Genomic DNA, 14,174 nt, shown 5'->3' on the forward strand with positions numbered 1-14,174 from the left:
TATGCACCAGGCACAATTTCATGGTTTCACCATAAACTGGCAATCAGGCGAACTAAGCAAACAAGGCACTGTAACGCAACTCGAACCTAAGCTGGTGTCGGTGCTTAAAGTGCTATTTGATGCCCAAGGTGAGCTTGTCAGTTATGAGCAATTGCAGCTACAAGTTTGGCAAGATGTGATTGTTGCACCTAATGCGTTACAACGCGTTATCGCACAACTGAGAAAGTCTCTTGGTGATACTGCCAAACAGCAGGCCATTATTAAAACGCATCCTAAACGCGGTTATAGCTTGGTTTTTGTTAGTGAAGGCCTTGAAGGTAAAGGTCGTGCAAATGAGAAGCTTGAAAGAGAGGCGTTTGAAAAGCAAATCGTCAAAGCCGCCCATCAAATAAAACAGAATCTCTTGAATCAACCTATTGCTTTGTTGGTCGTTGCTTCATTCTTAATCGTCATATTTACGTCTATTCATTTATTTTATAAACCGACGACAAAAGCTGAAATAGCTCAGGTAAATTTGACCAGTTTAGACACACAAACTGAGCAATTAGCTCAAGTAATGCCACTGTCTAAAACTGAGTTTATCTTTATCGATAAACAAGCTGGCAATCAGCTAGTGCTTCACAATACACAAAGCAACCTGCGGGAAGTGCTGTTAGATAAAGCGCATGTTTATGGCCGAATGGTTTTAGTTGAAGATAAACAGCAACTGCGTTTTGGCCAAATTATTGAGCAAAATGGCGTTAAATGCGCCGAGTTAGTGGTGTTAGATATCAAGACTAAAGCGCTTACTCGTATATTGCCTTGCCAAACTAACTTCTATCACACGCCGCTTTTCATAAATGATGAAACACTCTTATTTATTAAAACCGATAAACAATGGCAGTCAGAGCTGATTTCGTTGGATTTTAAAACACAGCAGCAAACAAGTTTGCTTGCAGGTCAGATTGATAATGCTTTTTTGTCGCTTGATAAAACTCGACTTGCTATTAATTTTAATAATCAATTACAGATGTTTGACTTAGAAGAGCATAAGCTGGAAACCCTTAGCTTGCCGAAAAATTTCTACCAAACGTTAAGCTCGAGCAACTTGGCTATGACATTTTCAGACAATGGCAATCTATGGGTAGCTCTAGATAAATCACTTGTAGAATACAGCCCGCAGGGAAAAGTTATCAGCAACACAAACCTAGCCAGTAGCATGCAAGTGTCGGAGTTAACGTTTATTGACCAGCAGTTGTTTGCTTTACTCGGTCGAGACAACCATCAGGTTCGATTAAGCTCTGTAACACAGCTAAATGATGTAGTTGATATTGCGCCATCGAAATTTACTGATGTGCAGGGAAAGTTTCGACCTGAAACAGATGAAATCAGTGTACTCAGCAACCGAAGTCGTTCAACTCAGATTTGGCTGCAACAAGGTGAGCAGCTTTTACAATTAACTCAAGCAGGTGAGGTTACAGATCACATTTGGTTAGATAAAAATCGAGTGGCTTATCTTATTGAAAATCATGTTTGGCTTTTAAGCCTTGCTGATGAAAACTCTAAGCTAAAAAAACTCGAGTTGAATGTACCAGTAAAACAATTGCTGCAAGCAACAGCCAATACTTTGTACGTACAATCTGAAACAGAGTTAAACACCTCTCTAATTGCCATAGATTTAAAAAAGAATAACCTTAGCACTCTATTTGAAGGGCCTTTTCATTGGGCACAGGTGTTAGCCAATAACACCCTAATATTGAATGACAGCAGCCAACTTAAAAAAATAGTAGGCAGTCAGGCGCAAGCAATTACAGCATTGCCAACTCTAACACTTCAAGGCCGTTATTACGCAAAAGGGAATGAAGTTTTTCTTCAAGATAAACAGCAAAATGTTTGGCGCTATAACCCAACATTAGAGCAAGCAGAAATTGTCGGCCGCTTTGATGAAAACAATTTGTTTATGAGTGATTTTTCAAAACAACCATTAAAAATGCTAGGCGATAACTTTGTGAAAACTAATAACGAATTAGTGAAAGTCACTTTTTCGAATAACTAAAGGAAAATAGAATGCTAAATGCAAGTTGTCATTGTGGGAATATACAATTAACTATGCCGAAACCTGAGTCACTAACCAGTTGTAATTGCTCTATTTGCCATCGTTTAGCAGCCCTGTGGGGAAACTACCCTCCGCAAGAAGTTTCGCTCAATATCGGCCAAGGTAGTACAGAAATTTACAGTCATGGTGATGAATACATACACTTTCATCGCTGTAGAAAATGTGGGTGTACTACCCATTACACCTTGACTGAAAAAGCAGGTCGAGAAAAAACCGCTGTGAATTTTCGTATGGTGGACCCAGTAACTACGCAAGATATTAAGATAAGGCGTTTTGACGGTGCGGACACTTGGACGTTTATAGATGAGTAAGCTTTGATAATGTTTTATTTTGTTAGGAGAAGAGGTTGAATTTAAAAGGCATTCATCATGCGGCAATTATTTGTTCTGATTATGAAAGGTCTAAAGCTTTTTACACACAAGTTTTAGGTTTACAAGTCGTTGCAGAAAATTACCGAGCAGAGCGAGACTCTTTCAAATTAGATTTAGCCTTGCCAGATGGCAGTCAAATTGAATTGTTTTCTTTTGTGAATGCGCCAAAAAGAGTGAGCCGCCCCGAAGCTCAGGGCTTAAGGCACTTGGCTTTTTGCGTGGGATGTATAGAGACTGAAGTAAAGGCATTAGAAAGTCATGGGGTTGAAGTAGAGGCTATTCGTGTGGATGAATATACCAAAAAGCGGTTTACTTTTTTCCAAGACCCAGATGGTTTGCCTTTAGAGTTGTATGAAGTTTAGAGGAGCCAAGATGTCTGATGCGATTTGCCCAAAGTGCCACGAAAAAATCGAGCCTTTTGCGATGTCACTCGCTTTTTTCCCGTTCTACTTTAAGTGCAATCATTGTAGTGTGAGGCTCAAGCTTAAATCTTTGAAACTGCTTTCGTCAGTACTCATTACATATATGCTGGTTGTGGTGATGATGATTTGGCTTTTACCTACTTTTAGAGGCTACGCGGTTCTAACGAGTGTGTTTGTCTGGCTTGTGCTTTACAATTTCATTGCGCATAAAATGCTGAGTAAAAATAACCTTGTGGTAGTTGAGTGAGTTATTCTCGGCACTGTTCTATAAATCGATAACTATAATAAATAAGATGATGATCCAACAATTAAACAATACAGCGCCAGAAGTTAGCCAGCAAATTTATCAGGTTTTTCAAAGCTCTTACAAAATCGAAGCTGTTCTTATTGGTGTTGAGAACTTTCCGCCTTTATCACGTACAGTTGAACACATACAAGAGTCAACGACTGAGTTTTATGGTTTTATTGTTGATGGTGAGCTTGCTGGTGTGATTGAAATATCGTTGAATGAGTCTTCAGCCCAGGACATTTCAAACACAACATTAGAAATAGAGAGCTTAACGGTATCTCCATTGTTTTTTAAACAAGGTATTGCTAGCCGATTAATTGAGTTTGTTCTTCAAAACAAAGCGTTTGAATATGCCATCGTCGAGACTGCTGCGGTCAATCAACCCGCAATTAAATTATATGAGAAACATGGTTTTAAAGTTTTCAAGCAGTTCACACCGGCTCATGGCATTGAAAAAGTGGCGTTACAGCGAGGTTAATGCACTTTGAAAATTTATAACAAGCATTTATTTGCACAGAGCAGTCAAGATTAATCACTTGTCAGGTTCTATAGCTTCATTTTGAATAATATAAAAACCGTCTAATTTCTCATCACCTTGGAATTTTTTACCATAATTGCCTAAATTTATTAAAGAATCGTTAATTGTTTTAGAGTAAATGCTTGGAATTTACTTTGTTTTATAACATAGTGGTCGGTCCTCAACCGTGGGAACCATTTTTATGCTTAGCAATTTAACAATAAAACAAAAAATAACAGCAGGCTTTGGGGCAATCGGGATTTTGCTTTTACTGGCGTGCTCATTGGGATATATGGCGCTATCACAGATCAGTGATGCAAATAGGAAAGTAACAGATATAACACTGCCAGGGCAAAGGGCCGTTGATGAACTTCAACTTCAGCAATTGAGGTTAAGTAAACTCATTGCCCAAGCTTATAATTTAGAGTCGTCTAATGAGGTTACTCAAGCAAAGCAAAGCTTTGATAAAGCCGCATCATCACAACAGACGTTAGTCGTTCAACTCAAAAACAAGTTGTCATACGATCAAACTCTAAGTAGTTCAGTATCCAAGGTAGAACAAACTGTTGATGCAATGGAGCAAGCAGGCGAAAGAATGCTTGCACTTAAAACTACATCACTTCTTGCTCAGAATGACATTTCTTCACTCCTTGTAAAACTTCTTGATAGCAAAGAGCAAGCGAGTGTGGCTATGCTAGATATAGAATTGCTAGAAGGTGTGAATAATCGTCAACTTGAAGAAATGATGGGGACAGGTGTTCGCATTGACGATATGCTGTTTACGTTAGAAAGTAATGCTAAACAGATCCCAACGTTAACTCTCGCTAATCTCAGAGCGCATAAAGAAGATATGTCTTTTATTTTAGACAATATCAGTGACAACTTTGCTTTTCTAAAACGCCAAGCTCAAGGCGTTAATGCAGAGGAAGTATTTAATAACTTTGAAAATGCACAACGGGAACTTGAGAGTTTACTTCGCTCACCTGGTAGTTTATACGCACAGCTTGATAAACAGCGCCAATCTCAAGTTGATGCGACAGCCACTTACCGCCAAACAGAGCAGTATTCTGTTAACGTCATCAGCGCATTAAATGCAATACAAGATAAAACCAAAACATCGTTTGAATCATCACAAAAACTTACACAAGAATTGATTGCTCAAGCCCAAACCAGTGCGATTATCTTAGTGATCATCTTTGTCGGTTTAGCTGCATTTATTGCATATTCGACCAGTAAAGCCATGCTCTCCCCATTGAAAGCGGTAAATAAAATGCTTAATTTTTTGGCCGAGGGAGATTTCTCTCGCGACATGAAAAAGCGTAATGACGACGAGTTTGGTACTTTGATTGATAATATTAACAAGGTAAAAGACAGTCTCAGAAGCCTTTTAAATGACATAAACACCAAAGTGCAAGAGCTTGATAGTGTGTCTGAAAAGTCACTTTCAGAGAGTCGACTGGTAGCGGAGAATGCCGCATCACAAATGATCAGAATGGATGATGCCGCAAACTTGGCGCAAAATGTATCAAGTTCAGCATCAAATGTATCTCAAAACGCGCAGCAAAGTTTAGAGAGTTTACTTCAAGCCAATGAACGCAAAGCAGAGGCTTCAACCTTGGTGGTTGATAATCAGTCTCACATCGAATCACTTGATGAAAAGATGGCTGAAGCGGTGGAAATGATGACCCGTTTAACCTCGCACAGTAATAATATTGGGTCGATTTTAGACACCATAGTGTCGATTGCTGAGCAAACAAACTTATTAGCACTTAACGCAGCAATAGAAGCGGCAAGAGCGGGCGAGCAAGGTCGAGGTTTTGCGGTTGTTGCCGATGAAGTAAGAACATTGGCGTCTCGCACTCAAGACTCTACTGAAGAAATCAATAAGATGATTTCGGCATTACAGCAAGATACCAAGCAAGCTGCTGATGCAATTCATAGTGGGCAAACAGATGCATCTGTATGTGTTGAACAAAGCCAAGCATTGGTTGCTGTAATGCAACAAATTGAAGATGCGCTAAATGAAGTGACGCATTTAAGTGAGCAAGTAACACACTCAGCAGAGCAGCAAGAAGGAGATTGCCAGCGTATTGGCCATGTCATGCTAGAAGCGAAAGATACTGCGAGTGATAACGCATCTTCAATGAAACAAATGGCCAAAAGTAGTGAGTCATTAAGTGAGTTTGCGCATAGGCTGGCTGAGTCTGTTGAGAGGTTTAAGCTTTAACTGCTTTGAAATTAACAAAAAAGCCGCTTTTGATAGCGGCTTTTTTATTTCAATTAGTAAGCGTTTTGATTGCGCTTTTTTTCTTTGAAGGTTAACTTCATACCTATTAGTTAATGATTCAAAGGTGTTGATTTGCATAATATAAACGCTATTTTAGTTAATTCGTTCACAATGGACGGCAAAGGCGGAAACCCTGCTGGGGTAGTATTAAATGCGGACAACTTGTCTCATGCTGAAAAACTCAAAATAGCACAAGCTGTAGGTTACTCAGAAACTGCGTTTGTCTCAAAAGATGATGAGGTTGATTTTGAAGTGTCGTTTTTTACTGTCACTGATGAAGTTGACTTTTGCGGTCATGCGACGCTTGCTACTTTTTCAACTTTATTTAACAAGAGTCTAATTTCTGCAGGCAAGTATAAACAACGCACGAAAGCCGGCATCTTATCAGTTAATGTTGAAGAAGATGGTCGTGTAGTGATGGAGCAAGTTTGCCCGACTTATCTACAAACCTTCGAGTATGAGGATATCGCTGAATTAATTGGTTTACCGTTTGATATATTATCTTCAACTCAGTTACCCATTGAAGTCATTTCCACAGGCTTACATGATGTGATTGTGCCAGTGCCTTTAGGTTATTTAGACAAATTAGAAGTAGATAACGAGAAGCTTAGCGAGTTTTGTGAAAAGTACGATTTAATTGGCATGCATGCTTTTGAGTTAAATGACTCAGACAGTGAGTTCACAGCCAGTTGCCGAAATTTTGCGCCGCTTTTTGGTATTCCAGAGGAATCAGCGACAGGCAGTTCAAGTGGCGCTTTGGCTTGTTATCTTGTGAAGCATGTTTTTGCAGGTGAAGAGACATTCGATTTTGTTTTTGAGCAAGGTCGCGCTATGGGACGAGCATCCAAGTTGAGTGCGAGTGTAAAGTTAAATAGTGGCCAAGTAACTAAAGTAGAAGTGGGTGGTTTTGCACAGCAAATAGGGCAACTCAAAGTAGACTTAAATAATTGTGTCGAGTAAAAAGGCACAATAGAGCCCATAGGCGTTGGAGTTTAACTTTAACTTAGTTAAATCAATACTGTTGTAGCTTATCATGGCACTTTGAAAGCAGACTTTTTATTGCCTATTATTTGATTAATAGCATTCATAAATTAATTAAAGAACTCATTGTAATAAAAGCGTCAGTTACTATGGTAAAACCAACTTTTAGCGTTGAACTCAAAAGCAACATAGTTGTTGCTAAGATATCTGGTGACTGGGATATTCAAACTGATATTGCCTATTTAACGGAGCTTGATGAAACGATTGCTAAAGTTCGCGATACAAAGTGGGCACTCTTTGCTGATCTGCGAGGCTGGCAGGTCTCTGAAGAAGTTATCAACTATAAACACAACAATGCTATTCAACTAGCCAGACACAACCAACAAGTAGAATGTTGGTTAGTAGATAACACTTGTCAAGGCAGCCATATTCAACATCACATTGAAAATGCCGGTGTTACTTTTAGAAAGTTCATAAACGATTACGAAGCAATTGAATGGTTAAACCAACAAGGCTTTTACCTAACATAAAAAGAAAATAGCCAAACATTTTGTTTGGCTGAATATTTGTACTGTAAATCTCTTAACCAAAGTTTAGGTTAAGTAGAAAAGAATTAGCTTAAACCATTATTTAAAATCGTAGTTAAACCTTAGGTCTAAGCTTTTCAATCACGTCAGTGCTTACCCAGTAAATATTAGAGAAATCTCCTTTTTCATCAAACCGACTAAAAAACAGATATTGGCCATCCGGGCTAACTGTAGGGACAGTTTCACTTACTTTACTGTTTATGCTTTCCCCTAGATTAATAGGCTTTGACCAACTACCGTCTTTTTGTTTGAAATAAACATACAAGTCTCTGTCTTTTCTTGATTTTTCTTCTATATTTCTATTATCAACGAGTAAATAGCTTTGATCAGGTGAAATGAACCCATGAATTCCAAAAGGGATATCTGCTGGGAAGATTTCTGCGTATTGCCCATTTTTGAGCGGTGAATAAAAGGTTTGTGATTTAAAGATATCCGTATAATAAAGGTCGCCATTGCTTGCTAGTGTGGAGTTAAATACTTCTTCGTTATTTATCGGAGATTTAAGTTTTTTAGCTGTGCTCCAGCCATTGTTTTCTCGATTGACTACCCAAATTTTGGTATCGGTGAAGTCTTTATTATACGCAGTAAAGTAAATATGCTTACCATCTTGTGTCACAAATGGCTCCATTTCTCCAGCCTTCTGACCTTGGGTAAAATTTGCTTTTTTTATAGGTTGCCATACACCATTAGTTATCTGTGAGAAGTGTATAGATGCCACATCGCCTTCTTTTTGTGAGGAAAAATACACTTCTTCGAGATTGGGAGTAAATGAAACCCCCATTTCATATCGACCTTGAATAGATATAAGGCCTGGCGCAAAGACTTGAGGAGTTAAGCTTGGTGGTGTTTGTCCTAAATACTTACCTTCAAGTTTTGGTTCTTTATTTTGACCATATGCCACATTACTTAAAGGCAGTATCAAAATGAATAATGAGATTACAACAGATCTTAGGTTCATAACTTTCCTATACATTTTGTATTGTTATTGTGAGTTTTTAGACTCAAGTGGCACAATCTAACTGGGATCTCAGTGTGCCACTCCAAAATGAGTATGTTTTTATTCAGTTAAAGTCACGTCGATATTGCTGTGCTTTTCCCTCAATCGTTCAATGATTTCTGCGCTTGACCAATAAATGTCTATGTCTCTTTTTTCTCTGTCGATAGTTCGGTTAAAGAGAATATATTTCCCATCGGGTGTAACGCTGGCGTAAAAGTCACTTTCTGCTGAGTTTACTTCTGGGCCCATGTTAATGGCCTTGCCCCAATCACCGTTTGCTTGCTTAAAGCTAATATAAAGGTCCGACTTTCCAAAGCCGCCTTCTCGTTCGCTATCCCAAATAATATAGCTTTCATCTGGTGCGATAAGAGGGTGAGCAGTCCATTTCCCTGTGTTAATTTGTTTTCCCATGACTTCAGGGATTTGGCGTTGGCCGTTAACTAATTTAGAAATACGGATAAGATCATTGCTTTTATAGTCATCGAATACGTACGAGCCTTGGTTTGATGCTGACAGACGCATGATGCCATATTCTTTTTTGTCGATTAATGGCCCCAAGCTTTTGAGTTCAGACCAGCCTTCAGTTGTGCGCTCTCTGTACTTTTCTGCCATATACATGGTGTTACCATCTTCAGAGAATACAATCTCGCCGCTGCGAGGGAACTGGGTAAACTTACGCCATTTATTATTTTCAAGCTTGTAGCCAATCACTGTCGGGCTGAACTTTTTGTCTTTGTTGCCTTGCGCAAGGTCAATGGTGTAGTAAAACTCTTGCATACCGGGTGCGAACACGCCTTCAAGTTCCCAACCCTGAGTTGAAATAATTCCCGGTGCAAAAGGCTCTGCAATTAACCCCGGGGTTTGCTGACCCATATATGCGCCTTTAAATGTGGCGAACTCTGTCTGCTCAGCGTGTAACTGAGAAAGAGGTAATAAAGATAAAGTTAAGACTACCAATTTCTTTAACATAATGTTTCTTCCTGTAACTAGACTTAATACAGTCAACGAGCTGTGACTTGATGAAGCGATATTCCACTTTGTAAAAACAAAAAACATGAAAGGGTTATGAAATCAGTCTGACGTCTTGCTGATTATTTTTATTAGTATTTATTTCATAGGGTTATGATTTTATGAGTAGGTTATATTGCTTAAATAGCAATTTATTAAAGTACTGTTTATGGAGGGAGGCTCTGTAGAGCCAAATAAAATAGAAGAAATAGAAAGACAATTTAAGAGGGAAATTGTCTTTCATCGACTTAGCCCTTGAGCTTTAATCTTCTTTTTGAAACTTGGCTAGGATAAAGTTTTGTAAGGTCTAAATAGCACGCTTTAAAGTTAATCAACAGCAAGCTACTTTGGCAGTGCTTTTTTCAGCAGCTTGTTTCTTTGTTTTACTCTTGGTTCTTACTTCAAGAACATCAGCCTGACTCACTTGCTCTTTAATGGCTGTATTGATACTTTCTTTTCGTTCACTGTATCGGTCAACCAACCATTCAAGATTGTCACGAGTCAGCAATGTGAATTTCATTAGCTCTTCCATCACATCGACAATACGAGCGTGGTAGGCGGACTCTTTCATGGTTCCGTCTTCATTAAATTCTTGCCAAGCTTTCGCAACAGAAGATTGATTCGGTATGGTTAACATACGCATCCAACGCCCAAGAACACGCATATTATTTACCGCATTAAAGCTCTGTGAGCCGCCTGATACTTGCATGACGGCCAGTGTCTTTCCTTGTGTAGGTCTTACTGCACCTTCTGAGAGTGGGATCCAGTCAATTTGGTTTTTAAGTACTGCCGACATGTTGCCGTGAATTTCGGGAGAAGACCAAACTTGTGCTTCTGACCATTTTACTAAAGCACGTAACTCTTGTACTTTTTCGTCTTCGACCGATACGCCATTATCAAAAAGAGGCAGTCCTTTTGGGTTGAACAACTTCACGTCAGCGCCTAAATACTCGAGTATTCTTGCCGCTTCTTCTGCTGCATAACGACTCATTGATTGGGCTCTAAGTGAGCCGTATAGCACTAATACACGTGGTTTATGATTGCTGATTGAAAATTGCTTCGGGGTTACTTCAAAAGCTTGGTTGTTTAAAAAACGCATTACATCTCCAATAGTGGTGTTTTGTATTCACTTATTAAGACGAAGCGCGGTGCAAAAAGACGAAACTATTTAAAAAGTTTTTATTTAATTCTTTTTTTCGGTTTGTTGTGGTTTTCTATGATAGTCAATTAGATTGCCTTGTTTATCTAACTCAAAGTCACAACAGCGATCAAATAACACTTTTAAATCAGCTCTACTTTTTTGCATCCTAGACTTAAAAGTGGAGTAACTTACTCCAAGCTGTTCAGCTTGTTGTTTTTGCGAGCAGCCTTCTAATTCAATTTTTCTTATTAAATCAGCTTCATCTTCAGGCATGGCCTGCAGAAATGGCTCAATGCATCTAATTAAATCAGCACGAATGTTTGCATCTTGTTTTTCAATTACCTCTATCAACTCGGTATGTTGGTAGTTATTGTGTTTGCGATAAAAATCAATAATGGCGTGATTGGCAATTTGGAAAAGCCAAGGCTTGATACTGGCCTGATCTTTTAGCTGGTGGATCTGCAAATGTGTTTTTAACAAGATGTCTTGTAATAACTCTTCTGCGTCTGCAGGGTTAGACACTTTCGAAAGTAAAAAAGCGTGTAGGCTGGTTTTGTATTCAGCCCAAATTTGTTCAATAGACATAATATCAAATAGTGGTTTAACGCTTTTTTATCTTAAACCACTATCTGAATGACTAAAAGCTTACTGAAGCGGCGTACCGTCGAAAGTAACTGCTGCGACACTCGATTCTGCTTTTAAAAGTGCACGGATATTACCGTGGTCGTCATTTTCAGGATGTTGAACAACATCGATACGATAATAATCGCCAAAGCAATGCAATGTTTGCTCTTTACTTAAATTGTTGAGTTGTGCAAAAGCTAAGATTTTACAAGAGCCTTGGTTTTGCTCAGCACTGCTCTGCAAACCATTATTATTAAAAGCTGATGCAGTGTAAGTGTAATTATCAGCAATTATTTGCTGACACAGCTCAAAGGTAGTGGTTTCTGGTTGTGCGTTAAGCTGAGCTAAGAAGTCGTTTAATGTCATAAGTTTGTTCCTCTTTTTACAGAGTCTAACGCGCAGAGCGTAGCAGCTCAATTGAATAAAACTAAGCTGCTTAAATTGCCTAAGTAAAGTTAGTCTAAAGCTTGCTCAATTCACCTTTGAAATAGGTGAGGGCATCTGCATTGTTGAGCTTATTCGCAAGCTTAATGCCTTGTTGTAATGTGAGGCGGCTTTTTTGAGTTTCTCCTAATTGTTCATAAACCTTTGCGAGTCTGCTCAAATAAAAGGTATTTTCAGGGTGAGCGTTAACTAAATATTGTATAGTCAAAACGGCTTTTTCACCTTGTTTGTGCTCTATATAGTAAAAACTTAAATCGATTAAGCTTGGGTTTGGACTAAGCGTTTGCTGGTATTTTTGAGAAAGTTTTTCAAAGTAAGCAATAACACTTTGTCGGCCTGCACTTGCAAATTGTGCAATGTCAGGGCTTTTATCAGCAAATAGGTATTCCATTGCTTCGGTAAGGCTGAAGCTTGCAACCGATAAGAAATTAAATTGGCTGTAATTTGCAAAGCGGGCGTGAAACGCTTGCTGACTAAGATTCTCTTTGATGTTTTCAAACAGAGGTGCGTTATTCACGAAAGAGCCCAGTGATAGATAAAAGAATCTATCATGATACTTTTCTGAATACTTTAGCTTTGAAAGTCTTTCAACAAGTCCTGATTTGTCTAGTTCTAGAGCAGGAGAGCTGGCGATAAAACCATTAAATAACGTCGGTGATTGTTCAAACGCATACAGCACAAAATTACCATTACTTGAATATCCTTCCAGCACTTTGTATTTGTACGTTAGGTAGGTTTTATCAATAAATGGGATGAGTTCATTTTTTAGTACATTTAAAGTCAATGAGTTACCCTCGCCTGACGCTGAAACATCTTTCGGATGTAATGTCGATTCAACATCTAGATAAGGTAATTGCACTATGATCATGGCAGGCATAGGGCCCATTTCAACGTGACTTAGCCAATCGGTTTGATAAGTAAGCATATCAATTCGACTGCCTCCTGAAGTGGTATAGAGTACAGGGTATTTTTGATTTTTGTCGTATCCCCAAGGCAAGATGACATCGAATGAAATCGTTTGTTTGGCAGCCTTAGATTGAAACTGGTGCTTTATTGTTTTAACGCCCTTGCTTTGTTGCTCTTGAGCGTGCGCGAGCGAGTTTAATAGGCAGGCGAGTGAAAGTATGAATAACGTGAAGTGTTTAATTATGTTCATGGTGACTCCTTGAATAGTTGCCACCATGATGAAAGCAATTGCAGTTAATTAATTGATTTTATTTTGATAAAAAACTGATATTTTGCTGATGAAAAGTTTTTTAAAGTGCTGGAACAATAGAGATGATTAATAACCCCGCCATGGCCCAATTAAACTTTTGCATATGACTTGGTTGGCTCAAGATTGATTGCATTTTTTGCCCCAAAACAATCCAACTTACTACGCACGGAAAACCAACTACAGCGAAAATAACAGAGATAATAGTGACCGTGAGTAAGTTTTGTTCCGGCGCATAAACACTGACGGCGGTGAGTGCCATAGTCCATGCTTTAGGATTGACCCATTGAAAGAGTGCAGCTTGTATGAATGAAAAAGGTTTGCCTTTTTCTGAAATATCTTTGCCGTCGCTCGGTGTGGCGGTCGCAATTTTGAAAGCAAGGTAAAGCAAGTAGACTATAGAAACGACTTTTAAAATGTCGTAAGTCACAGGGAAGGCATTGAACAATTGCATGACGCCTAAACCAACCAATTCAATCATGATTGCAAAGCCAACTATAACACCCATCAAGTGGGGCACAGTCATTTTAAATCCGAAATTTGCGCCAGAACTCATTAGCATTAAGTTATTTGGTCCTGGTGTGATAGATGAAACAAACGCGAATGCGGCAAACGCGAGAATGATTTCTTGAGTCATAGGATTATTCCCTTACTTGTGTTAAAACAAGTTTAGCGAGATATAAACTCAATTATCATGCGTATTTCACTTTTATAAACTTGGATTTTGCAATTAATGACGAAAATTGATGGTTATAATCACCAAATATTGCGCATTCTAGAAAAGGATGGGCGTATAGCTAACACAGAGCTTGCTGAGCAAATTGGTTTGTCACCTTCAGCTTGTTTAAGAAGAGTACAAGAATTAGAAAAGTCAGGTTTGATAAAAGGCTACAAGGCAGTGGTTGATCCCGAAAAGTTGGGCGTCGGTTTTATCGCTTATGTAGCTGTTGGGTTAACGGAACATTCAACACCTTCTCAACTGGCATTTGAGCAAGCCCTACAAGATGTTGATGAAATAAAAGAATGTCATAATGTGACGGGCCCGTATGAATATCTTTTACGCATAGAAACTAAAGACCTTGTATCTCTCCTTGATGAGTGTTTAGCTAGCACTTATCAATTCTGGAAGTCAGAGAGCTCGAGCACGACCTGAGCACTCAGATGCTGTTTTGTAGATTGAGCCCTGACTTCCTAACCT

Annotated in this window: 15 protein-coding genes and 1 pseudogene; 9 read left to right on the top strand and 7 right to left on the bottom strand. The window is 38.8% G+C overall.

The features are described from left to right. Position 1 precedes the first annotated feature (1 nt). The 8 genes from AAEU28_RS14725 to AAEU28_RS14760 all read left to right on the top strand — a co-directional run bounded on the left by AAEU28_RS14725 (position 2) and on the right by AAEU28_RS14760 (position 7,492). Positions 2–2,035 carry a winged helix-turn-helix domain-containing protein gene (locus AAEU28_RS14725; RefSeq protein ID WP_421964822.1) on the top strand — a complete coding sequence of 678 codons (2,034 nt, stop codon included), beginning with the start codon at positions 2–4 and terminating at the stop codon, positions 2,033–2,035. Between the two features lie 11 nt (positions 2,036–2,046). Next, complete coding sequence (locus tag AAEU28_RS14730) at positions 2,047–2,406, top strand: GFA family protein (RefSeq protein WP_421964823.1); 360 nt, start codon at positions 2,047–2,049, stop codon at positions 2,404–2,406. A 35-nt stretch (positions 2,407–2,441) separates the two neighbouring features. Next, positions 2,442–2,828, top strand: coding sequence for a VOC family protein (locus AAEU28_RS14735; protein WP_421964824.1), 387 nt, complete (start codon positions 2,442–2,444; stop codon positions 2,826–2,828). Between the two features lie 10 nt (positions 2,829–2,838). Continuing rightward, positions 2,839–3,135, top strand: coding sequence for a hypothetical protein (locus tag AAEU28_RS14740; RefSeq protein ID WP_421964825.1), 297 nt, complete (start codon positions 2,839–2,841; stop codon positions 3,133–3,135). Between the two features lie 46 nt (positions 3,136–3,181). Further along, on the top strand, positions 3,182–3,655 hold the full coding sequence (locus tag AAEU28_RS14745; RefSeq protein WP_421964826.1) for a GNAT family N-acetyltransferase: 474 nt from the start codon (positions 3,182–3,184) through the stop codon (positions 3,653–3,655). Between the two features lie 241 nt (positions 3,656–3,896). Beyond that, positions 3,897–5,921: a methyl-accepting chemotaxis protein gene (locus tag AAEU28_RS14750; protein ID WP_421964827.1), complete on the top strand. Its 2,025-nt coding sequence runs from the start codon at positions 3,897–3,899 to the stop codon at positions 5,919–5,921. Positions 5,922–6,053: 132 nt separating this feature from the next. Continuing rightward, the gene (locus tag AAEU28_RS14755; protein WP_421964828.1) at positions 6,054–6,941 is read left to right on the top strand and encodes a PhzF family phenazine biosynthesis protein; all 888 of its coding nucleotides are present in this window, start codon (positions 6,054–6,056) and stop codon (positions 6,939–6,941) included. Positions 6,942–7,111: 170 nt separating this feature from the next. Next, on the top strand, positions 7,112–7,492 hold the full coding sequence (locus AAEU28_RS14760; protein WP_421964829.1) for a hypothetical protein: 381 nt from the start codon (positions 7,112–7,114) through the stop codon (positions 7,490–7,492). 112 nt (positions 7,493–7,604) lie between these two features. Here the strand turns inward: AAEU28_RS14760 and AAEU28_RS14765 are convergent, their stop codons facing one another. The 7 genes and pseudogenes from AAEU28_RS14765 to AAEU28_RS14795 form a co-directional block, all read right to left on the bottom strand. Beyond that, positions 7,605–8,507 carry a hypothetical protein gene (locus tag AAEU28_RS14765; protein WP_421964830.1) on the bottom strand — a complete coding sequence of 301 codons (903 nt, stop codon included), beginning with the start codon at positions 8,505–8,507 and terminating at the stop codon, positions 7,605–7,607. Positions 8,508–8,606: 99 nt separating this feature from the next. Then, on the bottom strand, positions 8,607–9,515 hold the full coding sequence (locus AAEU28_RS14770; RefSeq protein WP_421964831.1) for a hypothetical protein: 909 nt from the start codon (positions 9,513–9,515) through the stop codon (positions 8,607–8,609). A 454-nt stretch (positions 9,516–9,969) separates the two neighbouring features. After that, positions 9,970–10,653 (bottom strand): annotated as a pseudogene (gene arsH / locus AAEU28_RS14775) (arsenical resistance protein ArsH); the annotation flags it as partial. Positions 10,654–10,737: 84 nt separating this feature from the next. Beyond that, positions 10,738–11,280: an RNA polymerase sigma factor SigZ gene (gene sigZ / locus AAEU28_RS14780; protein WP_421964832.1), complete on the bottom strand. Its 543-nt coding sequence runs from the start codon at positions 11,278–11,280 to the stop codon at positions 10,738–10,740. A 60-nt stretch (positions 11,281–11,340) separates the two neighbouring features. Further along, positions 11,341–11,685: a HopJ type III effector protein gene (locus AAEU28_RS14785; RefSeq protein ID WP_421964833.1), complete on the bottom strand. Its 345-nt coding sequence runs from the start codon at positions 11,683–11,685 to the stop codon at positions 11,341–11,343. Between the two features lie 94 nt (positions 11,686–11,779). Beyond that, entirely contained in the window at positions 11,780–12,919 is a 1,140-nt protein-coding gene (locus tag AAEU28_RS14790) for an alpha/beta hydrolase-fold protein (RefSeq protein ID WP_421964834.1), read from the bottom strand. A 100-nt stretch (positions 12,920–13,019) separates the two neighbouring features. Continuing rightward, positions 13,020–13,613 carry a LysE family translocator gene (locus tag AAEU28_RS14795; protein ID WP_421964835.1) on the bottom strand — a complete coding sequence of 198 codons (594 nt, stop codon included), beginning with the start codon at positions 13,611–13,613 and terminating at the stop codon, positions 13,020–13,022. Between the two features lie 96 nt (positions 13,614–13,709). Between AAEU28_RS14795 and AAEU28_RS14800 the strand changes: the two genes are divergently transcribed. Beyond that, positions 13,710–14,129 (top strand): Lrp/AsnC family transcriptional regulator, encoded by a 420-nt coding sequence (locus tag AAEU28_RS14800; RefSeq protein ID WP_421964836.1) that lies wholly within the window; start codon positions 13,710–13,712, stop codon positions 14,127–14,129. Positions 14,130–14,174: the final 45 nt, after the last annotated feature.

Origin of the sequence: Pseudoalteromonas sp. SS15 (genome assembly GCF_049257195.1) — a bacterium.
Classification (GTDB): Bacteria; Pseudomonadota; Gammaproteobacteria; order Enterobacterales; family Alteromonadaceae; genus Pseudoalteromonas.

Excerpts from the sequence above, each read along its gene's own strand:
- sigZ (WP_421964832.1), bottom strand. The coding sequence starts at position 11,280 with ATGTCTATTGAACAAATTTGGGCTGAATACAAAACCAGCCTACACGCT.
- AAEU28_RS14750 (WP_421964827.1), top strand. The coding sequence starts at position 3,897 with ATGCTTAGCAATTTAACAATAAAACAAAAAATAACAGCAGGCTTTGGG.
- AAEU28_RS14725 (WP_421964822.1), top strand. The coding sequence starts at position 2 with ATGCACCAGGCACAATTTCATGGTTTCACCATAAACTGGCAATCAGGC.
- AAEU28_RS14800 (WP_421964836.1), top strand. The coding sequence starts at position 13,710 with ATGACGAAAATTGATGGTTATAATCACCAAATATTGCGCATTCTAGAA.
- AAEU28_RS14740 (WP_421964825.1), top strand. The coding sequence starts at position 2,839 with ATGTCTGATGCGATTTGCCCAAAGTGCCACGAAAAAATCGAGCCTTTT.
- AAEU28_RS14760 (WP_421964829.1), top strand. The coding sequence starts at position 7,112 with ATGGTAAAACCAACTTTTAGCGTTGAACTCAAAAGCAACATAGTTGTT.
- AAEU28_RS14765 (WP_421964830.1), bottom strand. The coding sequence starts at position 8,507 with ATGAACCTAAGATCTGTTGTAATCTCATTATTCATTTTGATACTGCCT.
- AAEU28_RS14745 (WP_421964826.1), top strand. The coding sequence starts at position 3,182 with ATGATGATCCAACAATTAAACAATACAGCGCCAGAAGTTAGCCAGCAA.
- AAEU28_RS14790 (WP_421964834.1), bottom strand. The coding sequence starts at position 12,919 with ATGAACATAATTAAACACTTCACGTTATTCATACTTTCACTCGCCTGC.
- AAEU28_RS14795 (WP_421964835.1), bottom strand. The coding sequence starts at position 13,613 with ATGACTCAAGAAATCATTCTCGCGTTTGCCGCATTCGCGTTTGTTTCA.
- AAEU28_RS14770 (WP_421964831.1), bottom strand. The coding sequence starts at position 9,515 with ATGTTAAAGAAATTGGTAGTCTTAACTTTATCTTTATTACCTCTTTCT.
- AAEU28_RS14730 (WP_421964823.1), top strand. The coding sequence starts at position 2,047 with ATGCTAAATGCAAGTTGTCATTGTGGGAATATACAATTAACTATGCCG.
- AAEU28_RS14785 (WP_421964833.1), bottom strand. The coding sequence starts at position 11,685 with ATGACATTAAACGACTTCTTAGCTCAGCTTAACGCACAACCAGAAACC.